Source organism: Devosia ureilytica, assembly GCF_024273195.1.
Lineage (GTDB): Bacteria > Pseudomonadota > Alphaproteobacteria > Rhizobiales > Devosiaceae > Devosia > Devosia ureilytica.
In genome coordinates this window covers 584,603-609,418 of the sequence record NZ_JAMZCU010000001.1, presented here as the reverse complement: position 1 = coordinate 609,418, position 24,816 = coordinate 584,603, and the positions used below count along the sequence as shown (strand labels likewise).

General features: G+C 60.2%; 25 protein-coding genes, 2 tRNA genes and 1 pseudogene. 18 read left to right on the top strand and 10 right to left on the bottom strand.

Annotated elements, in window-relative coordinates; all coding sequences use genetic code 11:
- Positions 1–42 precede the first annotated feature (42 nt).
- Both NIM87_RS02965 and NIM87_RS02960 read left to right on the top strand, forming a co-directional pair.
- Positions 43–663 (top strand): cold-shock protein, encoded by a 621-nt coding sequence (locus tag NIM87_RS02965; RefSeq protein ID WP_254673121.1) that lies wholly within the window; start codon positions 43–45, stop codon positions 661–663.
- A 13-nt stretch (positions 664–676) separates the two neighbouring features.
- Positions 677–1,162: a DUF192 domain-containing protein gene (locus NIM87_RS02960; protein WP_254673120.1), complete on the top strand. Its 486-nt coding sequence runs from the start codon at positions 677–679 to the stop codon at positions 1,160–1,162.
- Here NIM87_RS02960 and trhA read toward each other — a convergent pair.
- On the bottom strand, positions 1,146–1,832 hold the full coding sequence (gene trhA, locus NIM87_RS02955; RefSeq protein WP_254673119.1) for a PAQR family membrane homeostasis protein TrhA: 687 nt from the start codon (positions 1,830–1,832) through the stop codon (positions 1,146–1,148). The genes NIM87_RS02960 and trhA overlap by 17 nt on opposite strands.
- Before the next feature lie 36 nt (positions 1,833–1,868).
- Between trhA and NIM87_RS02950 the strand changes: the two genes are divergently transcribed.
- Entirely contained in the window at positions 1,869–2,492 is a 624-nt protein-coding gene (locus NIM87_RS02950) for an ArsR/SmtB family transcription factor (RefSeq protein ID WP_254673118.1), read from the top strand.
- Positions 2,493–2,496: 4 nt separating this feature from the next.
- Here NIM87_RS02950 and NIM87_RS02945 read toward each other — a convergent pair whose 3' ends face one another.
- The 4 genes and pseudogenes from NIM87_RS02945 to NIM87_RS18790 form a co-directional block, all read right to left on the bottom strand.
- On the bottom strand, positions 2,497–3,198 hold the full coding sequence (locus NIM87_RS02945) for an HAD hydrolase-like protein (protein ID WP_254673117.1): 702 nt from the start codon (positions 3,196–3,198) through the stop codon (positions 2,497–2,499).
- Between the two features lie 167 nt (positions 3,199–3,365).
- A tRNA-Arg gene (locus NIM87_RS02940) sits at positions 3,366–3,442 on the bottom strand.
- A 63-nt stretch (positions 3,443–3,505) separates the two neighbouring features.
- Complete coding sequence (locus NIM87_RS02935; protein ID WP_254673116.1) at positions 3,506–4,339, bottom strand: substrate-binding domain-containing protein; 834 nt, start codon at positions 4,337–4,339, stop codon at positions 3,506–3,508.
- A 63-nt stretch (positions 4,340–4,402) separates the two neighbouring features.
- A pseudogene (locus NIM87_RS18790) lies at positions 4,403–4,546 on the bottom strand (LacI family DNA-binding transcriptional regulator); the annotation flags it as partial.
- A gap of 224 nt (positions 4,547–4,770) precedes the next feature.
- Between NIM87_RS18790 and NIM87_RS02930 the strand changes: the two are divergent.
- The 8 genes from NIM87_RS02930 to NIM87_RS02895 all read left to right on the top strand — a co-directional run bounded on the left by NIM87_RS02930 (position 4,771) and on the right by NIM87_RS02895 (position 13,539).
- The gene (locus NIM87_RS02930; RefSeq protein WP_254673115.1) at positions 4,771–6,012 is read left to right on the top strand and encodes an ABC transporter substrate-binding protein; all 1,242 of its coding nucleotides are present in this window, start codon (positions 4,771–4,773) and stop codon (positions 6,010–6,012) included.
- Positions 6,013–6,128: 116 nt separating this feature from the next.
- Positions 6,129–7,046, top strand: a complete 918-nt coding sequence (locus NIM87_RS02925) for a carbohydrate ABC transporter permease (protein WP_254673312.1) — start codon at positions 6,129–6,131, stop codon at positions 7,044–7,046.
- 17 nt (positions 7,047–7,063) lie between these two features.
- Positions 7,064–7,978, top strand: a complete 915-nt coding sequence (locus NIM87_RS02920; RefSeq protein ID WP_408640045.1) for a carbohydrate ABC transporter permease — start codon at positions 7,064–7,066, stop codon at positions 7,976–7,978.
- A 4-nt stretch (positions 7,979–7,982) separates the two neighbouring features.
- Positions 7,983–9,068, top strand: coding sequence for an ABC transporter ATP-binding protein (locus NIM87_RS02915; RefSeq protein WP_254673113.1), 1,086 nt, complete (start codon positions 7,983–7,985; stop codon positions 9,066–9,068).
- 171 nt (positions 9,069–9,239) lie between these two features.
- Complete coding sequence (locus NIM87_RS02910; protein ID WP_254673112.1) at positions 9,240–9,989, top strand: sugar phosphate isomerase/epimerase family protein; 750 nt, start codon at positions 9,240–9,242, stop codon at positions 9,987–9,989.
- Positions 9,990–9,992: 3 nt separating this feature from the next.
- Positions 9,993–11,135 (top strand): Gfo/Idh/MocA family protein, encoded by a 1,143-nt coding sequence (locus NIM87_RS02905; RefSeq protein WP_254673111.1) that lies wholly within the window; start codon positions 9,993–9,995, stop codon positions 11,133–11,135.
- 169 nt (positions 11,136–11,304) lie between these two features.
- Positions 11,305–12,363 carry a sugar phosphate isomerase/epimerase family protein gene (locus NIM87_RS02900; protein ID WP_254673110.1) on the top strand — a complete coding sequence of 353 codons (1,059 nt, stop codon included), beginning with the start codon at positions 11,305–11,307 and terminating at the stop codon, positions 12,361–12,363.
- Between the two features lie 24 nt (positions 12,364–12,387).
- The gene (locus NIM87_RS02895; protein ID WP_254673109.1) at positions 12,388–13,539 is read left to right on the top strand and encodes a Gfo/Idh/MocA family protein; all 1,152 of its coding nucleotides are present in this window, start codon (positions 12,388–12,390) and stop codon (positions 13,537–13,539) included.
- A 102-nt stretch (positions 13,540–13,641) separates the two neighbouring features.
- On the opposite strand, the gene NIM87_RS02890 is transcribed toward NIM87_RS02895, so the two are convergent.
- Positions 13,642–13,947, bottom strand: a complete 306-nt coding sequence (locus NIM87_RS02890) for an ETC complex I subunit (RefSeq protein ID WP_254673108.1) — start codon at positions 13,945–13,947, stop codon at positions 13,642–13,644.
- 28 nt (positions 13,948–13,975) lie between these two features.
- Positions 13,976–14,052: transfer RNA gene (locus NIM87_RS02885), tRNA-Pro, on the bottom strand.
- A gap of 103 nt (positions 14,053–14,155) precedes the next feature.
- On the opposite strand from NIM87_RS02885, the gene NIM87_RS02880 reads away from it, so the two are divergent.
- Entirely contained in the window at positions 14,156–14,893 is a 738-nt protein-coding gene (locus tag NIM87_RS02880) for a phosphatase PAP2 family protein (protein WP_254673107.1), read from the top strand.
- Here NIM87_RS02880 and metC read toward each other — a convergent pair.
- Positions 14,875–16,062 (bottom strand): cystathionine beta-lyase, encoded by a 1,188-nt coding sequence (gene metC / locus NIM87_RS02875; protein ID WP_254673106.1) that lies wholly within the window; start codon positions 16,060–16,062, stop codon positions 14,875–14,877. The genes NIM87_RS02880 and metC overlap by 19 nt on opposite strands.
- Positions 16,063–16,281: 219 nt before the next feature.
- Here metC and NIM87_RS02870 point away from each other — a divergent pair, with 219 nt between their 5' ends.
- From NIM87_RS02870 to NIM87_RS02850, 5 genes are all read left to right on the top strand, one after another.
- Complete coding sequence (locus NIM87_RS02870) at positions 16,282–17,298, top strand: amino acid ABC transporter substrate-binding protein (RefSeq protein ID WP_254673311.1); 1,017 nt, start codon at positions 16,282–16,284, stop codon at positions 17,296–17,298.
- Between the two features lie 108 nt (positions 17,299–17,406).
- Positions 17,407–18,597, top strand: coding sequence for an amino acid ABC transporter permease (locus tag NIM87_RS02865; protein ID WP_254673105.1), 1,191 nt, complete (start codon positions 17,407–17,409; stop codon positions 18,595–18,597).
- 9 nt (positions 18,598–18,606) lie between these two features.
- Entirely contained in the window at positions 18,607–19,734 is a 1,128-nt protein-coding gene (locus NIM87_RS02860) for an amino acid ABC transporter permease (RefSeq protein ID WP_254673104.1), read from the top strand.
- Positions 19,735–19,789: 55 nt separating this feature from the next.
- Positions 19,790–20,539, top strand: coding sequence for an amino acid ABC transporter ATP-binding protein (locus tag NIM87_RS02855; protein WP_254673310.1), 750 nt, complete (start codon positions 19,790–19,792; stop codon positions 20,537–20,539).
- Between the two features lie 135 nt (positions 20,540–20,674).
- Entirely contained in the window at positions 20,675–21,697 is a 1,023-nt protein-coding gene (locus tag NIM87_RS02850; protein WP_254673103.1) for an amino acid ABC transporter substrate-binding protein, read from the top strand.
- A gap of 11 nt (positions 21,698–21,708) precedes the next feature.
- Here the strand turns inward: NIM87_RS02850 and NIM87_RS02845 are convergent, their stop codons facing one another.
- Both NIM87_RS02845 and cls read right to left on the bottom strand, forming a co-directional pair.
- Positions 21,709–22,422, bottom strand: a complete 714-nt coding sequence (locus tag NIM87_RS02845; RefSeq protein WP_254673102.1) for an alanyl-tRNA editing protein — start codon at positions 22,420–22,422, stop codon at positions 21,709–21,711.
- Between the two features lie 8 nt (positions 22,423–22,430).
- Positions 22,431–23,882: a cardiolipin synthase gene (gene cls / locus NIM87_RS02840; RefSeq protein WP_254673101.1), complete on the bottom strand. Its 1,452-nt coding sequence runs from the start codon at positions 23,880–23,882 to the stop codon at positions 22,431–22,433.
- 232 nt (positions 23,883–24,114) lie between these two features.
- On the opposite strand from cls, the gene NIM87_RS18785 reads away from it, so the two are divergent.
- Positions 24,115–24,813 (top strand): glyoxalase superfamily protein, encoded by a 699-nt coding sequence (locus NIM87_RS18785; RefSeq protein WP_408640040.1) that lies wholly within the window; start codon positions 24,115–24,117, stop codon positions 24,811–24,813.
- Positions 24,814–24,816 lie beyond the last annotated feature (3 nt).

Sequence of the window (24,816 nt, the reverse complement as noted above, 5' to 3'; positions counted from 1 at the left end):
GAGTACCCGCATGCGGCGGGCGAGTGAAAAGGCGTTGGAATTATGGGGGCTAAGGGCAACGGCGATGACGGCGGCGCCGTCAACCTGAACGGACCGGGAGCCGATCTGCACGGCGACTTCGCGCAGAACAGCGCACAGCCGACTGCAGACACCATTGAGGTGGCCGGAACCATCAAGTGGTTCGACGCCGGCAAGGGCTTTGGTTTCATTGTGCCTGACAATGGCATGGCCGATGTTTTGCTGCACGTGACCTGCCTGCGCCGCGATGGCTACCAGACCGCCTACGAGGGCGCGCGGATCGTCGTGGAGGCGTTGAACCGCCCTGGTGGCCTGCAGGCCTTCCGCGTTGTTTCGATGGACGAATCGACCGCGCGACACCCATCGCAAATGCCTGCACCGCGTACCCATGTTACGGTCGAGGCGACCTCTGGCATGGTTCGGCTCGAAGTGAAATGGTTCAACCGCATCCGCGGCTTCGGTTTCCTTTCGGCCGGCGAGGGCACCCCAGACGTTTTCGTGCATATGGAAACTCTGCGTCGCTTTGGCATCACCGAACTGCGTCCGGGCCAATTTGTCCTGGTGCGCTATGGAAATGGTCCCAAGGGCCTCATGGTCGCCGAGATTCGCCCGGATGGTTGGGGCGATGCACCCTCGTCGCACTGAAAGCAGACATTTCATGAATGAAGATCGCTGGTCTGGCGCCAGCTTGCCGCGCCCCGCGCGGGCCACGCTTGCCGCTTTCGCGCTGGTCATCGGGTTGCCACTGGCGGCCTGCAGCAATGAAGCGCAACTGACCATTCGCGCCGCCGGCGGCGATCATGTGTTCACGGTAGAAGTGGTCGATACGCCGGAAACGCGCGCCAAGGGCCTGATGTATGTGCAGGAGTTGGCGGACGACGCCGGCATGCTGTTTGACTTCAAGGAGGAGCGCCCAGTCTCGTTCTGGATGCGCAACACCTATATTCCGCTCGACATGCTCTTCATCGAGGCGGATGGGACAATCCTCAACATCCACGTCAATGCCCGCCCGCATGACACCACGTCCATACCTTCGGCTGGACCGGTGCAGTTCGTTCTGGAGATTCCTGGTGGGCGTTCAGTGGAACTGGGCATCGAGGCCGGCGATCAGGTCGAGCACGCCCGGATTACAGCCGCGCAATAACCATGCAGTCGAGCACGGCCCAAAGGTGAAGGCTCGCGCCCGCCACCACAAACACGTGCCAAAGGGCGTTCTGGAACTTCAGCTTTTCCCACAGATGGAAAATGATGCCGGCGGAATAGGTCACGCCTCCGGCCAGCAACAGCCATAGTGTGGTGGGCGGCAGCGCCTGGCCAAGTGACTGGAACACCAATATGCCGCTCCAGCCGATAGCCAGATAAAGAACAATGGCTACGCGCCCGAAGCGCTGCGGCACAATCAATTTCAGTGCCACACCGACCAGCGACGCACCCCACACGAAACTCATCATAACGACGCCCGCCGACGTGCCGCCAAGCACTGCGAGGAACGGCGTGTAAGATCCGGCGATGAACAGGAATATGGCCGCCTGGTCGAGCCGGGCCAGATATTGCTTGACCGGCGAGGCCGGCCACATGTTGAAGGCCAGCGATACCCCCAGCACCACGATGAGGGTGGCGACATAGACGATGAGGGCAGGGAAGGCCTCGGGGGCCGTGTGAAGCAGCGCCAGCGCCAGGAGCACGGAACCAGCCGCTATCGCGACAACCAGGCCGAAGATGTGGACAGCCGCATCAACCACCAGTTCGGCAGTCGAATAGCGGCGGCGTTCCTGGACCTGGGTCTCTCCCGGCAGCTTGGTGGCGCTTGTCATCATCCGTCCTCCTTGCCGTCATCGTGTGGCGTGGATGTGACCAATACCTTTCTCCGCAATGACTTTTACCACCATCGTGAAGTGTCGCCGAAGATTTCTGGTGAACAAGCTCTTAGCCCAGCCTCATGCGGCTTGACGGGTAACGCTGGCGTTACTTTAACCGCAGTCATGACCCGCAAGCCCAAGCCACCCATCGCCCTCTATTCCGCTCTCGCCGATGCCACGCGGTGTCGGATCATCGAGATCCTGCTGGCCGGGCCCATTCCCGTCCACAAGCTGTCCGATGCCTTTGCCATCAGCCGTCCGGCTATCTCGCGCCACTTGCGGGTGCTAAAAACCGCCGGACTGGTGGCCGAGGTCAAGAAGGGGCGAGAAAATCTGTACGCCCTGCGCGCCGCCAAACTGAGTGGCGCCATGGCCTGGATCGAGACGGTCGTGTCTCCGCAGGCGCCCGAAAGCGCTGCGCAGCCCGTCGCCGAGACAACCTCTGCGCCGCTGCCGGCCGCGGCCCCAAAGACGATCCGCATCCGCCGCAACACTGCAACTGTGCCGGAGGTCGCTGAGGCACTTGCAACGCCACCTGCGGAAATCAAGCCGGAAAAACCCCTGCGGCCTGCCAAGGTGGAGCCACCAGTCAACCAGATGGGTTTTGACTTTTAGAAGGCTACAGCAGCGGCGCGGGCAGGGGATCGATCAGTGATCGCTCGATCCCGTCCGGCTCAAACGCCGCCGCCACGGTGCGCTCAAAATCGAGAGCCGACCACATGATCTGCGCCGGTGCCAGTCGGGCTTCAACTGCGCCCAGGGCTGCGCGCGCACCGAGGGCGATGGGGCGCACGGCATGTCCAATCGCCTGGGACGCCGCCACTGCGGCGCCGATGTCCTTGCGCTGATCGCCGATATACCAAATCACATCATTCCGCCGCAGCTCGCGGCCGATCCCGTCAAGGGCCGCCAGCAAGGAATCCGGCCAAGGCTTGCCCCGAGCCACATCCTCGCGAAACACCGCAGTACTGAAATATTTCTTGAGATCGAATGCCTCGAGCACATCATGCCCGTAGCCGCGGCCGAGCCCATTGCTGACGACGCCCATTGCAACGCCTTCGGAACGCAAGCGCTCGAGAACGCCGCGCATGGTTTCGCAGGGGACCAGCATTTGCTCGACGCTCTTGCGGCGAACCTTGTGGATGGCCTTGTGAACCAGGAGCTTGGGAGCCGGCTTTTGGACAGTCCGGCCTCGGCGGGCCAGCCGGAAGCGCGCTACCAGACGACCGCCGCGGTGCGAGCAATCGTCCAGGAATTCCAGCATCTGCAGCACGCGCGGATTGACGTGATGCACCAATGTTCCATCGAGATCGAAGAGCACGATGGTCGGTCGGTTTGCGGTTTCAGGCAGTGGATCAACCCCCGTTGGTCGACACAAATTGGCCCAATTCGTCCGCCCGTACAAGCCTTGCTCGCCATCGGCACCCAGATGGGGCGGACTTCAGCGCGCAAAAATACGTGCAAAGTTTTGGTCGCTCGGGGAAAAATTGGCGATCCCGACAGGACTCGAACCTGTGACCTTCAGCTTAGAAGGCTGCTGCTCTATCCAGCTGAGCTACGGGACCGCACGGCGCCTGTGTAGCGCATTTTGGCGCCGAATCCATACCCCTCAAAAATCCTGAATGGAGTCAGAACTCGCTGTGAGGGTGGCCTGTGCTTTCGCGCACTATGAGTTCGGAATTGAGCACGATACGGAGCTGCCGCTGTCGTGGCTCGACCTGCTCAAGCAGATCCATCAGGGCCTCGGCCGCCATGCGCCCCAGCATTTCGCGCGGTTGCCGCATGGTGGTCAGGGGTGGCGTATAGTGGGCGGCAACGCCCAGATCGTCAAAACCCACCACCGAGATATCGCGCGGACATTCTATGCCGTGCTGCCGCAAGCCGGACAAAAACCCGATGGCCGATTCGTCATTGGCTGCGAACACGGCGCTCGGGCGTTCGTTCATCGACATGAAATGCGCGGCGGAGGCGAAGCCGCTTTCCATCTCGAAATTGCCCCGCAGCAGCCAGTCCTGCCGCAGCGGCAGGTTGCTCATCCTGAGCGCCGCACTGAACCCGGCAAGCCGGTCGCGGGCGACAACATTGTGCTCCGGGCCGAGCAGATGCCCGATGTTGCGATGACCCAGGTCAATCAGATGGCGCGTTGCGCGCTCGGCGGCCCGGACATTGTCGGTGAGCACTGTGTGAAAGCCTGAGTTCGGAATTTCTTCGCAGGCGACGACCAGCGGCACGGAATAGGGGGGCATTGCCAGGGACTGCAGGGTCGGCACGTCCAGAGACCCATCAAGCAGCAGCAGACCATCGGCCCGGTTCGACAGCATGTATTCCTGCAGCCGTTGTGCCGGCGCCTGCGCCAAAAAGAGGTTGGCCACCAGCACGCCGTAGCCGCGATTCGTCGCCTCGCGCTCCACCGCGTCGAGGATGGATGAGAAGAACGAATTGCGGATGTCAGGCAACGCCACGAGGATCGTTCGGGCGGTTCGCTGGCGGAGCGATCGCGCCGTTTGGTTGAGTGTGTAACCGGTTACACGAACCGCCTCGGAAACGCGCGCACGGGTGCCCTCGCTGACCCTGTCGGGGCTCGACAAGGCGCGGCTAACTGTAGCTGTAGATACATTGGCAAAGCGCGCAACATCTTGAATTGTCGGCGTTTTTCTTATCTCTGTCATCGCTGGCAGCGCCCCCTCTCGCTGTCAGTAACCCAAATGGTCTAAATCGATCTTGACAGGTCCGCAAGGGTTGTATGAAACTCCTGAAATCGATTGCACAACCAATTTGGAACGTGTAGTGCAATCGATTACACACAGTCGTGGCTTGCTCTTTAGGAGGAACTGCTATGCGACTGGTGCATCGCTGGGGCGCAAGCTCCTCGTGTTCGTTGGGAGGACAACTTATGAAGAAATTTGCAGTGGTTGCCGCAATGGCAACCGCTTTCCTCGGCTCCACGTCTGCTTATGCGGTGGATCTGGAAGTGACCCACTGGTGGACTTCGGCTGGTGAAGCTGCGGCCATCGCCGAATTCGCCAAGCTCTTCGAAGAGAAGACCGGCAATACCTGGGTCGACTCGGCTCTGGCAGGTTCGGGCACCGGTGCGAACCCCGTCATCATCAGCCGCATTATCGGTGGTGATCCGATGGGCGCTACCCAGATGAATACTGGCCGCGACGCCGAGGAGCTCATCCAGGCTGGCCTGATGCGCGACCTGACCCCGATCGTGGAAGAAATGGGCGGCCTCGACTTCTACGTCGATCAGTCCCTGCTCGAAGCTTGTAAGTATGAAGGCGGCCTCTACTGCCTCCCGATCAATATTCACTCGTGGGATTGGCTGTGGCTCTCCACCGCTGCTTACGAAAAGATCGGTCAGCCCGTCCCGACCAACTGGGATGAGTATGTCGCATCGTGGCCCGCTCTTGAAGAAGCCGGTATTCTGCCGTTCGGTCTCGCGACCGGTTGGCCGATCTCGGGCGTCCCGGGTGTGCTGATGTCGGGTATCGGTGGTTCGGACCTCGTCCTGGCCGTCAACCGTGACAAGAGCGGCGACGCTGTTCGTGGCCCTGAATTCCGCAAGGTTGCCGAAGCCATGGACTCGCTCCGCAAGGTGATCTCGCCCGAAATGATGGTCCCGTCCTTCGGTGACGTGGGCAACCAGATCCTGTCCGGCGAAGCTGCTGGCAACATCCACGGCGACTGGCTCGCTGGCGATCTGCAGGTTGCAGGTGGTGTTCCGGGCGAAAACTACGAATGTCTCCCCGCTCTCGGCATGGGTGACCAGCTGACCGGTGGCGGCGACTCGTTCTACTTCCCGGTTCTTCCGGAAGGTACCGATCCGGCCGTGATCCAGGCTCAGACCGATCTGGCCAAGATCCTGATCTCGCCCGAAGGCCAGCTGAACTTCAACATGGTCAAGGGCTCCATGCCGATCCGCACCGACATCGATCTGTCGAATGCCAATCCGTGCATGCAGAAGGCCATCAAGATGCTCGGCAATGGTCTGCTGCCGTCGGGTGACTTCGCGCTCTCCAGCGATACCCAGCAGCAGATGCAGGATCTCAACATCGAGTTCCTCGATGACGACAGCATCACCGTCGACGATTACATCGAGCGTTATGCCTCGATCATCGAGTCGGCTGACTGATCCTGACATGTTTGGCGGGGCCATGGCCCCGCCTCTGAAATCCGGTGGTCGGCCTTGCATCGACAAGGTCGGCCACCGTCTTATGGAGAGCCCAAATGGCGGATACTGCCGTTCGGATGGAGGATGGGGCAGGGGTATCGACCCGACCCGGATTCTTGTCCAGAATCTTTTTACACAATCTGTCCGCCAAGTTTGCGGCGCTGCCCATGGTGATCACGGTCCTCGTGGTTTTTGTCGGCTGCACGATCTGGACGATCTATTACTCCTTCACCAATTCCAAGCTTCTGCCCACGGGCAAGTTCATCGGCTTTGACCAGTACGAGCGCCTGTTCGCGACCTCGCGCTGGAATGTTTCGGTGTGGAACCTGTTGGCCTATGGGGCCATGTCCCTGGTCTTTACCCTGGTGATCGGCTTCATCCTGGCCGTCCTCATCGATCAGAAGGTTCGCTTTGAAAGCGCCTTCCGCACGATCATGCTCTATCCCTTCGCTCTCTCGTTCATCGTGACGGGCCTGGTCTGGCAGTGGATCATGAACCCCACCCTGGGTCTGCAGGGAACAATGCGTAAGCTGGGTTGGGACTGGTTCAGCTTCGACTGGATCGCCAATCCCAAGATGGTGCTGTTCGCGCTGCTGATCGCCGGTCTCTGGCATGGCACTGGCTTCTGCATGGTGCTGATGCTGGCGGGTCTGCGCGGCGTTGACGAGGAAGTCTGGAAGGCTGCGCGCGTCGATGGCATTCCCACCTGGCGCACCTACTTATCCATCGTCCTTCCCATGATGCGCGGCGTGCTTGTCACCGCCGTCGTGATCATCGGTTCCGGCATTGTCCGTCTCTATGACCTTGTCGTGGCGCTGACCAATGGCGGCCCCGGCATCTCCTCCGAAGTGCCCGCCAAATACGTGTTCAACTACATGTTCTCGGGCGGCAACATCGGCCAGGGTCTGGCCGGTGCGACCATGATGCTGCTGACGGTTCTGATCATCATGATCCCGTGGGCCTATCTTGAATTTGGTGGAAAGGGTCGTCGCTGATGAGCCAGACAGCAACCATGGCCAGTACTCCTGTAACCGGCAGCCAAGCGGCAGTGGAGCCCAGCGGCCCCCGTCCCAAGCCGTTCTTCACCCCCAAGAAGATCATTCTCTATACCACTCTGGTCTTCTTCTCCCTTTACTACCTGTTTCCGCTCTACGTGATGGTCGTGACTTCGCTCAAGACCATGCCGGAAATCCGCTTTGGCAACATCTTTGCCTTGCCCCAAACGCCAAACCTGGATGCCTGGGTGCGGGCGTGGACCAGCGCCTGTACCGGTTTGACCTGTGAAGGTCTGGCCCCCGGCTTCTGGAACTCGGTAAAGATCACCATTCCCTCCACCATCGTGTCGATTTTCATTGCCGCGGTGAATGGCTATGCGCTGGTCAACTGGCGCTTCAAGGGCTCGGAAGTCTTCTTTGCCATCCTTATCTTCGGCTCGTTCATCCCCTATCAGGTGATGCTCTATCCGCTGGTGATGATCACCCGTGAGCTCAAGATTTTCGGCACCTTGCAGGCCGTCATCCTGATCCACACCGTGTTCGGCATGCCTATCCTCACACTCCTGTTCCGCAATTACTTCGCGTCCTTGCCGCAGGAATTGTTCAAGGCGGCGCGCGTCGATGGGGCAGGGTTCTGGCGCATCTTCTTCGAGATCATGCTGCCCATGTCGCTGCCGATCTTCGTTGTCGCGCTCATCCTGCAGGTTACCGGCATCTGGAACGACTTCCTGTTCGGCGTCGTCTTTGCCGGCACGCAGAATTATCCGATGACCGTCCAGCTCAACAATATTGTCAACTCGGCCCAGGGCACGCCCGAATACAACGTGAACATGGCCGCCACCGTTCTGACTGGCCTCGTGCCGCTCACGGTCTATTTCGTATCCGGCAAGTGGTTTGTCCGCGGCGTTGCCGCCGGTGCGGTGAAGGGGTAACCGAATGCAACACAGCGTTTCCATCCGCGATCTGTCGCTCAATTTCGGCAATGTGAAGGTTCTCGAACATCTGAACCTGGACATCGCCCAGGGTGAATTCATCGTGCTGCTCGGGCCTTCGGGTTGCGGCAAGTCGACCCTGCTCAACTGCATTGCCGGGCTTCTCGATGTCTCCGGGGGCCAGATCTTCATCTCGGGCAAGAACGTCACCTGGGAAGAGCCCAAGGACCGTGGCATCGGCATGGTGTTCCAGTCCTATGCACTCTATCCGCAGATGACGGTTGAGCGGAATCTGAGCTTTGGCCTCCGCGTTGCCGGCATGCCCAAGGCGGAAATCGAACAGCGCGTGAAGCGCGCTGCCGAAATCCTCCAGATTGAGCCCCTTCTGCAGCGCAAGCCGGCCAACCTTTCAGGTGGCCAGCGCCAGCGCGTTGCCATCGGTCGCGCCCTGGTGCGTGATGTGGACGTGTTCCTGTTCGACGAGCCGCTGTCCAACCTCGATGCCAAGCTCCGTTCGGATCTGCGCGTCGAGATCAAGCGCCTGCACCAGCGTCTCAAGAACACCATGATCTACGTGACCCACGACCAGATCGAGGCCCTGACGCTGGCCGACCGCATCGCCATCATGAAGAATGGTGTGATCCAGCAGCTTGCCGATCCGCACACCATCTACAACAAGCCAGTCAATCTCTATGTTGCCGGCTTCATTGGCTCGCCTTCGATGAACTTCATCGAAGGTACGCTTGATGGCGCGAACTTCACCGCCAATGACGGCACAGTCATTCCGGTCGGCTCGTACGAATATGTGGCAGGGGCTCCTGCTGGGGCCGCCAAGGCAGTGCTGGGTGTCCGTCCCGAGCACATCTTCCTCGGCGCCGAGGCTGAAGCCATGCCCTACAAGGCGCAGGCGGAAATCGAAATTGTCGAACCCATGGGTTCCGAAACCCTGGCCTGGACCAAGGTTGCCGGCATTCCTGTGACCTTCCGCTGCAGCAGCGATATCGTGATCAATGCCGGTGACAAGGTCACCGTCGGTTTCGACATTGCCCGCGGCTCCATGTTCGACGCGACCACGGAAGAACGACTCTAAGGTCCAAACTGCATCAAGGGACAGCGCCCAAGGGCGCTGTTCCGCCGTTCCCGGCACCCACATTACTTTCGCGGCAGTCGATCTGCCCGGGCGCGGCGACGCCAGCCCCAGGCCAGGCTATTGCCCTGTCCGACGCGACACCGCATTTCAATTTCCTAGATGAGGCCAATCATGGACTTTTCGTACCAGCTCTATAGCGCACGCAACGAGGCGTCTCTGGACGACACTCTCAAGACCCTCTCGTCCCTGGGCTATACCCAGGTCGAAGGCTGGGGCGGCCAGTTCGCCGATCCCGCCGCCCTGGCGCAGAGCCTGAAGAATGCCGGCCTGACCATGCCGACCGCACATATGGGTTACGGCCAGCTCGAAGACACTGACGCGGCCCTGCGCATTGTAGAGACCGTCGGCATCCAGACCGTTTATTGCCCGGCCCCACCCTCCGAAGCGTTCCGCACCGGCGCTGGAAATTGGCAGGAATTCGCCGAGGGTCTGGCCCGCATCGCCGCGGCCTTCAAGGCAGCCGGCAAGGGCTTTGGCTACCACAACCATCACTGGGAGTTCGGCAAGGACGCCAGCGGCAAGACGCCGATCGAGCTGATCCTCGACGCCTCGCCCGATACACAGTGGGAAATGGATCTGGCCTGGGTCGTTCGTGCCAATGAAGATCCGATCTTCTGGATGGATAAGCTGGGCAGCCGCATCACCGCGGTTCACGTCAAGGACATCGCTCCCGCCGGCGAAAAGGCCGACGAAGATGGCTGGGCCGACGTCGGCACCGGCACCCTGGACTGGCCGAATTATATCGCTCAGATCAAGGCCAAGACAAAGGCGCGCTACTTCGTGGCCGAGCATGACAAGCCGAGCGATGCCATTCGCTTTGCTCGCAATGCCGCGGCTGCACTCAAGGGTTACGGAGTCTAAACCATGGCAAAGACCTATGGCGTCGGCATCATGGGTGCCGGCAATATTTCGGCGGCCTATCTGCGCCTCGCGCCCCTGTTCAAGGGGATCGAAGTGCGTGCTGTGGCCGATATCCTGCCCGAGGCGGCCCAGAGGCGCGCTACCGAGTTCGGTGTCGCCGCACAGACCCCCGACGAGCTGCTCAAAAACAGCGAGATCGACGTGATCGTGAACCTCACGATCCCATCAACCCACTACAAGGTGTCCTCGGACATCATCTCTGCTGGAAAGCACTCTTATTCGGAAAAGCCCTTCGTGCTGAGCGTGGAAGAGGGCCTGGCCCTCAAGAAGGCTGCCGACGAGCGCGGTCTCAAGGTTGGCTCGGCGCCCGATACCTTCCTCGGTGGCGCGCACCAGCAAGCCCGCGAAATCATCGACTCGGGCAAGCTCGGCAAGATCATGAGCGGCACCACCCACGTCATGAGCCGCGGCATGGAGCATTGGCACCCCAACCCGGACTTCTTCTTCCAGCCCGGCGGTGGCCCGATCCTCGACCTCGGACCCTATTACATCACCGACCTTGTGCATCTGCTCGGGCCCGTGAAGCGCCTGTCGGCCTTCACCAATATGGCCCGCACGGAGCGCCTGGTAACGGCCGAAGGTCCGTATAAGGGCACGTCGGTCAAGGTGGGAACGCCCACGACCATCCATGGCGTGCTTGAATTCCACAGCGGCGCCATCATCACGATTGGCGCCAGCTGGGACGTGGCGGCGCATGGCCACCACAATATCGAGCTCTACGGCACCGATGGCTCCATCTTCGTGCCCGATCCGAACTTCTTCGGTGGTGATCTTGTCACCACCGGCATCGAAGGCATCCGCACGCCGGTTTCGCCTTGGGATCACCCGTTTGGCAAGCCCAACCAGGATCTCGACAAGGAGACGCCGCGCGCCAACTATCGCTGCGCAGGCCTCGCCGACATGATGCTGTCCATCGAGAACGGCCAGAACGCACGGTGTGGGCTCGATGTGGCTCTGCACGTCGTGGAAGTGATGACCGGGCTGCTCAAGGCCGGCGAGACTGGCGAAGTGCTGACGCTGACGACCACATGTGAGCGTCCGCTTGCTCTGGGGATCGAAGAAGCACGGGCACTGCTCAAGGCTTGATGAGCGTACCTCATTGACAGGCAATTCTGCCCGGTCAAAACTGGTGCCTAACATGTCAGGGCGGCGAGAGATCGCCGCCCGTGATACATGCGGGACAACATAACCCGCGGAAAAATCATAGGTATTGGCCCTGGCGGTGCGGCCTCTGGGGCCCAAGAGGAGAGACCAAATGGCTACTACGATCAAGGGTCCGGCTATTTTCCTGGCGCAATTCGCCGGAGACGCAGCCCCATTCGATACGCTCGACAACATCTGCAAATGGGCCGCCGGCCTCGGCTATAAGGGCGTGCAGATCCCGACCTGGGTCTCGAGCTTCATCGACCTTGAAAAGGCAGCCACCTCCAAGGCCTATGCCGACGAAATCAAGGGCGTGGTCAACAGCCACGGCCTCGAAATTACCGAGCTGTCGACCCACCTGCAGGGCCAGCTGGTTGCCGTGCATCCCGCCTATGACGCTGCCTTCGACGGGTTCGCGCCGGCCAGCGTCCGGGGCAATCCCAAGGCGCGCCAAGAATGGGCCGTCCAGACCATGATGCATGCCGCCAAGGCCTCGCAAAATCTTGGCCTCAGGGCCCACGCGACCTTCTCGGGCGCGCTCGCCTGGCCCTATCTCTACCCCTGGCCGCAGCGCCCGGCAGGCCTGGTCGAAGAAGCTTTCGACGAACTGGCCCGCCGCTGGACCCCCATCCTTAACGCCTTCGATGACGCCGGTGTCGACGTCTGCTACGAAATCCATCCGGGCGAAGACCTGCACGATGGCATCTCCTACGAGATGTTCCTGGACCGCGTGAAGAACCACCCGCGCGCAAACCTGCTTTATGATCCGAGCCATTTCGTGCTGCAGCAGCTCGATTATCTCGACTACATCGACATCTACAAGGACCGCATCAAGGCCTTCCATGTGAAGGACGCCGAGTTCAACCCGACGGGTCGCCAGGGTGTATATGGCGGCTTCCAATCCTGGGTCGACCGGGCAGGGCGCTTCCGTTCTATCGGCGATGGTCAGGTGGATTTCCCGGCGATTTTTGCCAAGATGGCGGCCAATGACTTCCAGGGCTGGGCCGTGCTCGAATGGGAATGCGCCCTCAAGCACCCCGAGGATGGGGCTCGCGAAGGCGCCGAGCTCATCCAAAGCTACATCATCCGCGTAACCGAAAAGGCCTTTGACGATTTCGCCAGCGGCGGCACCGACAAGGCGGCCAATCGCAAGATGCTTGGCCTGTCGTAACGCCTTCGGATCAGGGAGACTAAAATGGCTGAAAACGGCGCAAAGCGCATTCGCCTGGGCATGGTTGGCGGCGGCACAGGAGCCTTCATTGGCTATGTGCACCGGGTCGCGGCTCGGATTGACGGGGACTTTGAACTCGTGGCTGGCGCGCTGTCGTCGCGCCCCGAGGTCGCCAAGGAGTCAGGCCGCAATCTTGGTCTGGCCGATGATCGCGTCTATACTTCCTACGAGGAAATGGCCCGGGCCGAGGCGGCACGCCCCGACGGTATCCAGGCGGTATCCATCGTCACGCCGAACCACATGCATTTCGGTCCGACCAAGGCGTTCCTCGAGGCCGGTATCCATGTCATCTGCGACAAGCCGATTACTTCGACTTTGGATGATGCGCGCAAGCTGCTCGACATCAAGCCCAAGAATGGCGCTAAATTCCTGCTGACGCATAATTACACCGGTTACCCGCTGATCCGGCAGGCGCGCGAACTCGTGGCCTCGGGTGCCCTCGGCAAAATCCGCGTTGTCCAGGCCGAATACGCCCAGGACTGGCTGACCGAAGCTGCCGACGAAGACAACAAGCAGGCAGCCTGGCGCACCGATCCTGCTCGGTCTGGTGCTGGCGGCTGCATTGGCGACATCGGCACCCATGCCTATAACCTTGCCCGCTTTGTCATCGGCCTCAAGACTGAGGCGGTTTCGGCCGACCTCACGGCCTTTGTGCCAGGTCGCCAACTCGACGACAATGTCCACATCATGCTGCGCTTCGAAGGCGGGGCCAAGGGCATGCTCTGGGCCAGTCAGGTCGCGGTGGGCAAAGAGAACGGCCTGCAATTGCGCGTTTATGGCGACAAGGGCGGGTTGGAGTGGAGTCAGGAGAACCCGAACTACATGTGGTTCAGCGAGTTCGGCAAGCCGCGCCAACTGCTCACGCGCGGCGGATCGATTTCCGTTCCACCGGCGGCATCCATGAACGTGCGTATTCCCGCCGGGCACCCGGAAGGGTATCTGGAGGCGTTCGCAACTCTCTACAGCCAGTTTGCTGCAGTCATTCGCGGCGACGGCACTGAATACGAAGCGCTGCTGCCGACCATGGCTGATGGTATCGAGGGCATGCAGTTCATCACAGCTTCGGTCAAATCGAGCCAGAACGATAGCAAGTGGACGCGCTTCACTGACGTCTGATCGACACCAACAGGGTCGGCTCAATGCCGGCCCACCAATTACCAAAAATAAAAGCGCCGCAATCACTTGCGGCGCCAATTGGATTCAAGATGACAAGGACGTTCAGTGCGTCCAGGGCGTCTTGCGGTCGGACCGGAAATTGTCGGGATAGCTGACGCGCTTGGGGGTCGGCTCATGCGCCGGCTGCACGGAGTAGGGAATGCCATTGCGCTGTGCATAGGCTTCCGCTTCTTCCTGTGTTTCGAACGACAGGCGAACCTGCTGGTTCATGTCGGAGCTGGAAGTGTAGCCCATCAGCGGATCAATGCTGCGCGGCGTGGTCGCTTCGTGAACCAATACCCACTGCTTGGATTTGCCCTTGCCGGATTGCATGGCATTGCGGGCTGGGCGGTAGATACGGGCGGTCATGCAAAGTCCTCAACACGATGCGGGCGATTGGTCGGAGTACAAAGATTCGAACTTTGGACCCCCGGTTCCCAAAACCGGTGCTCTACCAGGCTGAGCTACACTCCGAAATCGCGCCCCTCCGTTAGCCTGTTCGGAAACAAAGGGCAACCCCGCATGCAGTTTGCCCTACGACTTGACGAGACGAATGTGGACGGAGGACAAGATCGCCATGTTTGATCTCGAAAAACCATGGCCTCTTGGCCTTAGTCGCCGGTCATGGCCGCTGTTTTTGGTTGGCATGGCCGCAATTCTTGCGCTGTTCGCAAGCGTGGATGTCGCGGCCTCTCGCGGCGCAATTGCCTGGCCCGACAACTGGCGCGCACCGTTTTTCTTTATCACCGATTACGGCCTGTCTGACTGGGTGCTCATTCCTAGCCTTGTGCTGATGATCCTGCTGCGACTGGCCATGTTTCCTATGCAGGGACTCTGGCGAAAGGCGACTGGGGAGTTGGCCCTGGTGTCCGCTTTCATTTTCCTTGGCGTTGGCGTGCCTGGCCTGCTGACCAATCTACTCAAGCGCGTTGTTGGGCGCGGCCGACCGACGGAATTCGACGCATCAGGGGCGTTCTCCTTCCAGAACCTATTCAACGACTGGACCTTCCAGAGCTTTCCTAGCGGTCATTCTGCAACGGCGACCGCAATGGCGTTCACAATCGGCTTTCTCTGGCCACCGCTGTTCCCGATCCTGCTGGTCGTCGGGATCGTTGTCGCCATGTCCCGCGTGCCCATCGGCATGCATTATCCAACCGACGTTTTTGCCGGCATCGTCGTCGGCATGCTTGGTGCCTATCTGGTGCGCAATTTCTTTGCCCGCCGGAACTGGCTGTTCATGCAAATGCCTGATGGGCGTATGGTTCTCAAGCCGCTCGATGGCTTGCGGCAGTTGGTTCAGCGGGCCAAAGCGTAACGCTCCAGTGCCGCAGCCAGATCAGACTTCAGGTCTTCGACGCCTTCAAGGCCGATATGCAGTCGGAGCAGATTGCCCTCGTCGCTCCATGGCCGAACCGAGCGCGCGTTTCTGATCGCCACGGGCAGGCAGAGGCTTTCGTAGCCACCCCATGAGTAGCCCATGGTAAATAGTTCAAGGTGATCGACAAAGGCCGCCACGGCCGCCCGGGGAGCCGGCTTTAGAACGACGCCAAAGAGGCTACCTGCACCCGTGAAATCGCGCTGCCACAAGGCGTGGTCGGGGTGACTGGGCAGGGCAGGGTGGAGAACCGAAGTTACCTCTTCGTGCTTCTCCAGCCACGCCGCGATTTCGAGAGCTCTCTGCTGATGCTCCTTCATGCGGATGGCCAGCGTCCTGAGGCCTCGCGCCACCAGATAAGCGTCATCGCCCGAGGTGAAGAAGCCGAGGAGTGCGCGCACGCGCTCCACATCGGCCCAGGCCGCCTCGGTGGTGGAAATTGTGCCGGCAAAGGCGTCGGAATGGCCGACGAACATCTTGGTGCCCGCGTGAACTACGATATCAGCGCCCAGCGCCAGCGGGCGGTGATAGAGCGGGCTGGCCCAGCTGTTGTCGACGATCAGGCGGGCGCCACCGGCATGGGCCACCTGGGCCAGCGCGGGAATGTCCTGCACCTCAAAGGTGAGCGATCCCGGACTTTCAGCAAGGACGGCTTTGGTATTGGGCCGCATCAGAGCGGCCAGACCTGCGCCTATGCGCGGATCATAATAGCGCACGCTGACCCCCATGCGCTCCAGGAACCCATCGGCGAATTTGCGGCCGGGCTCATAGGCACTGTCGGTGATGAGGATATCGTCGCCGGCCTTGACGCAGGACATCACCGCTATGGTGATGGCGGCAAGCCCCGAAGGGACCAGCCTAGTCCTGTGGGCGCCCTCCAATTCGGTGACGACTGATTCGACAGAGGCGGTCGTAGGGTTGCCGGCACGGCCATAAAGATAAGGTTGGGCCTGTGCATCCAGATCGGCCAGGGTTTTGAACAGGATCGTGGAGCCACGATAGACCGGGGTGTTGACGAAGCCGAATTGGTCATCAGGCTCCCGCCCCGCATGGGTCAGCAAGGTTTCCAGCGAAAATTGGGGTGTTTTGGTGCGGGAAGCGTCGGACATGGTCTAAAACTGCTCAAAAACGGTTCACGTCAGGCGCTTGGCTAAAAAAGAGACAGACGCGCTGTCCCAACATGCCTTCTGCCCTTGACGTTAGGGACAATAGAAGGTTGCATGCTTACCAGCATCCAAACCGCCAGACAAAGGGTGGTGGTGCTCTCGGGGCCGCGGGAAACTTTGGTCGGTTCCGAAACACAGGGTCAGAAAACAAAAGGCAAAAAAATGCAAAAAGCGCTCGTATCGATCGCAATCGCGGCCTCGCTGGGCCTCGGCGCGACGGCTGCAAACGCAGCTATCCTCGACGATGTGAAGGCGAAGGGTTACGTGCAGTGCGGTGTTACCGGTGGTGTTCCGGGGTTCTCCGCTCCCGATTCCAACAATGTTTGGACCGGTATTGAAGTCGACTACTGCCGTGCTCTGGCCGCAGCGATCTTCAAGGATGCCGATGCCGTCCGCTATACGTCACTGACCAGCCAGGAGCGTTTTACCGCTCTGTCCGCCGGTGAAATTGACGTTCTGTCGCGCACGACCACCTGGACCATGAGCCGCGACACCCAGCTGGGCATCAGCTTCGTCGGCACCATGTTCTATGATGGCCAGGGCTTCATGGTTCGCAAGGAAGACGGCATCGAATCCGCTCTCGACCTGAGCGGCGCCGCCATCTGTATCGAATCCGGTACCACCACCGAACTGAACGCTGCTGACTACTTTGCTGCCAACGGCATGGAATTCAACACTGTCGTGTTTGTGGACCAGGACGAAGTCGTGAAGGCCTATGAAGATGGCCGTTGCGACGTGTACACCACTGACTCGTCCGCTCTGGCTGCTGAACGCTCCAAGTTCGCCAATCCCGATGATCACATCATTCTGCCGGAAATCATCTCCAAGGAGCCCCTTGGGCCGTCCGTCCGCGCTGGTGATACTGCATGGTTCAACATTGCTCGCTGGACCTACTTCGCACTGCTCGAAGCTGAAGAACTGGGCGTGAGCTCCGCCAATGTCGATGAGATGCTTGGTTCGGACAATCCGGCCATCAAGCGCCTGCTCGGCGTTGAAGGCGAGTTCGGTGCTCCGCTCGGCCTTGAAAATGACTGGGCTTACCAGATCGTCAAGCTGGTCGGTAACTACGCCGAGTCCTACGAAAAGAATGTTGGTCCTGCCACGCCGATTGGCCTGGAACGCGGTCTGAACGCTCTGTGGAGCGACGGCGGCATCCAGTACGCCCCGCCGATCCGCTAAACTGATCAAATTGGCCCGGCGCTCCACATTGGAGCGCCGGACTTTTTGCTCTGTCACTGACCGCCCTTTGGCGTGCAGAGGCTCGTTGCGGCCAAGGGACAGCCACACATGACGACATTTGACACGGGGCAAAAAATTGCCCCAAGGGCCAGCTTTTTCAACGATCCGGTGATCCGTGGGATCATCTACCAGATCGTCGTGGCAACACTGCTGATCGGATTCATTCTCTGGATCATCGGAAATACCGCGGCCAATCTGGCGGCTCAAAACAAGACGACCGGCTTTGACTTCCTTTGGAGGACCGCCGGTTTTGACATCAGTTTCTCGCTCCTGCCCTGGACACGCGCTTCTTATTATTGGGAAGCGTTCCTGGTGGGGCTGCTCAACACCTTGCTGGTCGCTGTGATCGGCATTTTCTTTGCCACGATCCTCGGCTTCACGATTGGTATCGCGCGCCTGAGCTCGAATTTCATCATTTCGAGTCTCGCTACCATCTATGTTGAGCTCATTCGCAACATCCCGCTGCTGCTCCAGCTTTTCTTCTGGTACTTCGCCGTTCTCAAGGCGATGCCGGCGGTTCGCGACGCTATCCAGCTGCCATTCGATACGTTTATCAGTCAGCGCGGCATCATGGTGCCAAAGCCACTGCCTGATGAGCAATTTGTCTTTGTCTGGATTGGCCTGGCGCTTGCTATCGTGACGGTCATCGCCCTGCGCTACTGGGCCAAGAAGCGCCTCGAAGCCACCGGCAAGCGCTTCCCGGTCTTCCTGACCTCGATAGTCATCCTGCTCGGCCTCACATCTCTGGTCTATGTGATCAGCGGTGCCAGCGTTTCCTTCGAACTGCCGGTGCTGGAGCGCTTCAACTTCCGGGGTGGCCTGCAATTGCCGCCGGAATTCGTGGCATTGGCCTTTGGCTTGACCATCTACACGGCGTCATTCATCGCCGAAACGGTTCGCGCCGGTATCCTGGCCGTCAACAAGGGGCAGACCGAGGCGGCCCAGTCGCTCGGTCTCAAGGAAAATGACCGTCTTCGCCTGGTGATCGTGCCCCAGGCGATGCGCGTCATTGTCCCACCACTGACCAGCCAATACCTGAACCTGACCAAGAACTCATCTCTGGGCGCCGCCATAGGCTATCCCGAGTTGGTGAACGTGTTTGCCGGAACGTCGCTGAACCAGACCGGCCGAGCCATCGAGTGTATTGCCATTACCATGGCGGTTTATCTGATCTTCTCGCTGCTCACCTCGGCGATCATGAACTGGTACAATGGCCGTGTCCGGCTTGTGGAACGGTAGGGGGTTGCCATGACAGATATTGGTTACGTCCGGTCCGACATAGTGGACGCCCGTCCTGCTCCGAACCGCACCAGCGGCCCGGTAGCGTGGATGCGCACGAACCTGTTTTCGACGCCGTTCGACACAGTGCTGACTGTCCTGGGCATACTGTTTTTGCTCTGGGTGGTTCCGCCGCTCTATGGCTTCTTCTTCGGCAATGCGGTTGGTCCCAACGGCACCGTTGAAGAGTGCCGGATGATCAATGCCGGCGCGTGCTGGGCCTACATCTCATCTGAGATGGAGTTCTTCATCTACGGGTTCTACGACATCCCCGAGCAATGGCGACCAAACATCGTCTTTGCGCTCGGTGCTCTGCTGCTGACGCCGCTGCTGATCCCCAGGATGCCCTTCAAGCGCACAAACATCGTGCTGTTCCTGGTCATCTACCCCATCCTCAGCTATTTCCTGCTGGCAGGCGGGGTCTTTGGGCTCAAGGTAATCCCCACCGAGAAGTGGGGTGGCCTGCTGGTCACGCTGATCATTTCGGTGATCGGCATCACCCTGTCCTTTCCGCTGGGCATCATCCTGGCGCTGGGACGGCAATCCCAGATGCCGATCATCAAGACAGTATGCGTTGGCTTTATCGAGCTGATCCGCGCCGTGCCCCTGATCACCATCCTCTTCATGGCATCGATCATGCTGCCGCTGTTCATGCCGCAGGGCACGACGGTGGACAAGTTCCTCCGGGCGCTCGTGGGTGTGACGCTGTTCACCTCCGCCTATATGGCCGAGGTGGTGCGCGGTGGCCTGCAAGCTATTCCGAGAGGACAATATGAGGCCGCCGAGTCGCTCGGCATGGGCTATTGGCAACGGATGTGGTTCATCATCCTGCCCCAGGCGCTCAAGCACGTCATCCCGGGCATCGTGAACAGCTTCATTGCTTTGTTCAAGGACACGTCGCTCGTCTACATCGTCGGCATGAAAGACCTGCTTGAAGCGGTCAAAACCAAGAACGACTCCGCGCTTGAGTGGCAGTCGGCCAATACGGCGACCACCGGCTATCTGTTCGCCGCGATGGTTTTCTGGGTCTTCTGCTTCGGCATGTCTCGCTACTCCATCTACATGGAGAACCGACTTAACACTGGCTACAAGAGGTAGCTCCATGTCACAGCCTTCTGAAACCACCGTTGAGCGCAGCATCAACACCAGCCACATGCAGATCTCCCAGACCGATGTCGCGATCGATGTGATCAACATGCACAAGTGGTATGGCGACTTCCACGTGCTGCGCGACATCAACCTCAGGGTCATGAGTGGTGAGCGCATCGTCATCGCCGGCCCTTCCGGCTCGGGCAAGTCCACGCTGATCCGCTGCGTTAACCGCCTGGAAGAGCACCAGGAAGGGCAGATCATCGTCAATGGCACCGAGCTGACCGCCGACCTCAAGCGCATCGACGACGTGCGCCGGGAAGTCGGGATGGTGTTCCAGCACTTCAACCTGTTCCCGCACCTGACGATCCTTCAGAACCTGACGCTGGCCCCGATCTGGGTACGCGGCACGCCCAAGGCAGAGGCCGAAGCGACGGCCATGCACTATCTGGAGCGGGTGAAGATCCCCGAGCAGGCCCACAAGTTTCCGGGCCAGCTCTCGGGTGGCCAGCAGCAGCGCGTGGCCATTGCGCGCTCGCTTTGCATGCAGCCCAAGATCATGCTGTTCGATGAGCCAACTTCGGCGCTCGACCCCGAAATGGTCAAGGAAGTGCTGGAGGTCATGATCAGTCTGGCCGAAGAGGGCATGACAATGATCTGCGTGACCCACGAAATGGGCTTTGCACGCCAGGTCGCCAATCGGGTCATCTTCATGGACCAGGGGCAGATCATCGAGCAAAACGAACCAGAGGCGTTCTTCTCCAACCCGCAGCATGAGCGCACAAAGCTGTTCCTGAGCCAGATCCTGCACTAGGGCTGGCAAAGCCAACACAGCGCTTCCCGCGGCGATCTGCGTCGTCGGGCGAATATATGGGGGTCGAGCCGCGCTGCGGCTTGACCCCTTGTTCTTGCCTGCCAATATGGCCCGGGGGAGTGGAAAGTCATTCTGTTGACCAAGCTGCTAAAGCCATTGCTGTTTCTGGCCGCCATGCTGTGCGCCCTGGTGGCGGCGCCTGCTGGCGCCCAGACTTTGGACGCAATGCGGGAGCGCGGTTTCCTCATTTGTGGGTCCAGCAATCCACTTGCGGGCTTTTCCCAGCAAGACATTGACGGTCGCTGGTCGGGCTTTGACGTCGATCTTTGCCGTGCTTTAGCCGCCGCCGTATTCGGCAATCCCGACCTTATCGAGTTTCGCTCCTATCGTGGAGAAGCCCGTTTTGCGCCGCTCGAAACCGGGGCTGTGGATGTGCTGGTCCGCAATGGTGCCTGGACTGCAGGGCGCGACACACGCTACGGCGCACGCTTCGTCACGCCGGCCTTTTTCGACGGACAGGCCATCCTCGTCCCCAATGCGCTGGGCGTCGTCTCGGCCTACGAGCTGGATGACGTCAGCATCTGCGTCACCGATGGCGCTGGTGAGTTGGAAGCGCTCGACGAGTTCTTCTTTTCCAACCAGACTCAGTTCCGCAGCGTCACCTACGAGGATGTTGCCGATCTAGCCACCGCGTACCGGGCGGGCCTCTGTCAGGCGATCTCGGCCTCTGGCCGGCAGCTGCAAGCGATCCGGCGCGAACTGCCCGACCCCAATCTGCACCGCATTCTGCCGGAGCGCATTTCCAAGGAAGTCCTGGGGCCGGTGATCCGAAATGGCGACGACTTGTGGTTCAAGATCGTGCGCTGGACCATTTTCGCACTGATCAACGCTGAGGAAGTCGGGGTCACCAGCCTCAATATCGACTCGCTGTCAGCCGCTCGCACACCGGCAGTGCGGCGCATTCTGGGCGTGGAAGGCGATTTCGGCACCGGCCTGGGCCTGCGCCCGACTTTCCTCGCGGACGCGATCAGAGCTGTTGGGAATTACTCTGAACTCTTTGATCGCCATTTCGGTCCGCAAACGGGCGCCGCCATGCTGCGGGGACAAAATGCCCTTTGGGGCAATGGCGGCCTGCTGTACGCGCCACCGGTCCGCTAGGGCCGCCCTGATCAGGCAAAGTGCAGGCTGACCCGTCGGTTCTGTTTGCCCTTCTTTTCTATCTTTCCCAGAGCGAGCCGGCCGATTTCCGCAGTGCCCGCCACATGCGTGCCGCCGCAGGGCTGCAGATCGACGTCACCAATCCGCACCAGCCGGACTCGCCCCTGACCCATGGGCGGCTTGACCTTCATGGTTTTGATCAGGTCCGCCTGGGCTTCCATTTCGGCGTCGGTGATCCACTCGGTGGTGACGAGATGGTCGGCGTCCACCATGGCGTTGAGTGTCGCTTCGATGGCTTCAAGGTCCTCGGGAACCTCTGGCATGTCGAAGTCGAGGCGCCCCTTATCTTCGCCGATTGAACCGCCGGTCACCGGAAATGGCAGTACCACTGAAAGCAGGTGCAGCGCGCTGTGCATGCGCATGAGCTTGTAGCGCCGGTCCCAGTCAAGTTCGGCCCGCACTTCCTCACCCAGGCGGGGCAGGGACTGGCCTTCCTTGGGAATATGCAGGATAGCCGTCTTGTCGCCGTCAGGATGAATGGCGCTGGAAAGGACAAGAGAGGAGTTGTCCGACAGAACGAGAATGCCCGTGTCCCCTGGTTGCCCGCCTGACGTTGCATAAAACACTGTCCGGTCGAGGACGATTCCGCCCTCTGGGGTGATCGCCACCACCTTTGCCTGCGTTGACTGGAGATAGGCGTCGTCGCGAAACAGGAACTCGGTCATCAGGTCACTCACAATACGGGAGAAAGCAGCCTCGCTGCCTGGCTTGCCAGGTAGAGCGGCCACGGGCGTGTTTCGACTTCAGACAATCCCACCTGCCGGCATGATTCCAGGTCTTTGAGCAGCATGGTCTCAACGGCGCCGATGGGCTCATCGTCGGTGAACCAGAGCGTGATCTCGAAGTTGATGGCAAAAGATCTATTGTCAAAATTGACGCTGCCCACCGTCGCCATCTGGTCGTCCATCAGCACCACCTTTTGGTGCAGGAACCCATCGGTGTAGCGATACACGGCTATGTCATGCTGCACCATGCTGTCAGCATGCGCCATGCTCGCCAGCCAGACCAGCGCGTGGTCGGGATTGTCCGGCAGGACAATGCGCACATCGACTCCGCGCAGCCGCGCCGCGAACAGGGCCGTGCGAATATCGGTGTCCGGTACGAAATAGGGACTGACGATCCACAGGCGCTCGCGCGCCCGCCCGATCAGATCGGTAAAGGCAATGGCGCATTCCTCGAGCTTGTCGGCGGGGCCGCTGCCCATCACCAGTACCGAATTCTCGCCAAAGGTTTCGAGGGCGGCAGGGGGCCTGTTGGGCAGCCGTTCGCCTGTGGCCCATTCCCAATCTTCGCGAAACAGCAAGGCGCATCCCAGCGCCGCTGGCCCGGAAACCTTCACATGGGTGTCGCGCCAGTGCCCAAGCTTTGGATCTTCGCCCAGATATTCGACGCCGACATTGTGGCCACCCACCCAGGCGTGCTTGCCATCGGCAACCACGATCTTGCGATGATTGCGATAGTTGATGCGCGTCGCGCCGAACACTCGCAGGAACTTGTGGCGACGGTTGAAGCTCGACACCTTGATGCCCGCCTCGCGCAATTGCCGCCGATAGCGCCTGGGCATGCCGGTGCTGCCAATATCGTCATAAAGCAAGAACACCGAAACGCCGGCCTTTGCCTTGGCTATTAAACGTTCTGCGAGTGCCTGTCCCAAGCGGTCGTCGCGTACGATGTAGAACTGCACCAACAGATATTCCTCCGCCGCGTCGATCCCGGCAAAGATCGAATCGAAGGTCGCCTGGCCGTCGACCAGCAGTTCCACAGCATTGCCCTTGAGAAAGGGCAGTTCCGAGACGTGCACCTGCACTGGCCATTTGGCATCGGTCTCCCGGTCGATCAGCGCCAGGTCCTTGGCCCGCAACGGCCGGTCAGCGCGACCGTTCTGCATCCGGTCGGTGGCGTAATCATCAAACAGCTTCCAGCCAAATATCAGGTAGAGCAGCACCGTGGGGACGGGTAGCAGCAGCAGCGACAGCAACCAGGCAATCGAGCCCTGCGAAGTACGCGAATTGAGAATCTCCCTGACTGCGCAGACAACCGCCAACAGGTAGATGCCACCCATGATCAGGGCAACGATATGCAGGTCGGCCACGATAGCGCGCAGGATGTCGTCTATGCCGAACACAATAGTCCTTCAGCCTGATGGGAGCCGCACTCTATCAGGCCGCGAGCGGGCGGCAATGCTTGACGGGAAGCGCCATCGGGCTAATCTTGGAGAACGGCTAGCGCAGCCTGCCGCTCGCGCCCGAAGGGGACGGTGAATGTGCGACAAGTTTATCGGTTTGACCCTCACCAGCGGGCAGGCCGTCAGCAATGCGAGCACTGACCCCACACTGTCCGCCTGAAAGGCTCAAACCATGTATAGCTTCATGGATGCAAAGCTCATGGCCAAACAGCTTCGGCAGGGATTGGCAGAGCGCAACATTGCTGTTTCGCACAGTGATTGCCTGGAGTTGGTTGCGCGCCAGTTCGGTGTCGCCAACTGGAATATCCTGAGCGCAAGAATCGACGCGGCCGCCGCCGAGTTGGCACCCTGGGTCATGCCGGAGGGGTGGCTAGATTCCAGCCTTAACCGAGAAGGCTACTTTCGGATGGGTATCGACCCTGAGCGACCCGGTTGCGCCATCATCCAGAGCACACCGTTGGCGGACCATCAGCCACTGGATCAATTCGGGTCCATGGCTCAGATCATTGCAGCCGAACCGTATCGGGGAGGGGCTGTGCGCGTCGCCTGCCAACTGTCCTGCAAGAACCTGGATGGCGCGGCCACGATGTGGCTGCGCTTGGACGATGCGAGAGGCAAGCATCTGCAGTTCGAGAACCTGCTCGATAGGCCCGGAGTTGCCGTCCGCCAGACCGAAGGCTGGAAAGGCTTCGCGATTACCCTGGATGTCCCGAACACTGCTGAAAGCATCTATTTCGGCTTCCTGGTGAGCGGGCGCGGCACAGGTTGGGCCCGCAATTTCACCGTGGAGCGTGTCGATGCAACCGATGCGCCGGATCGCCGCAAACCGTACCGGTTCGACCGTCCGACAAATCTCGGGTTCAGTGCCTGATTG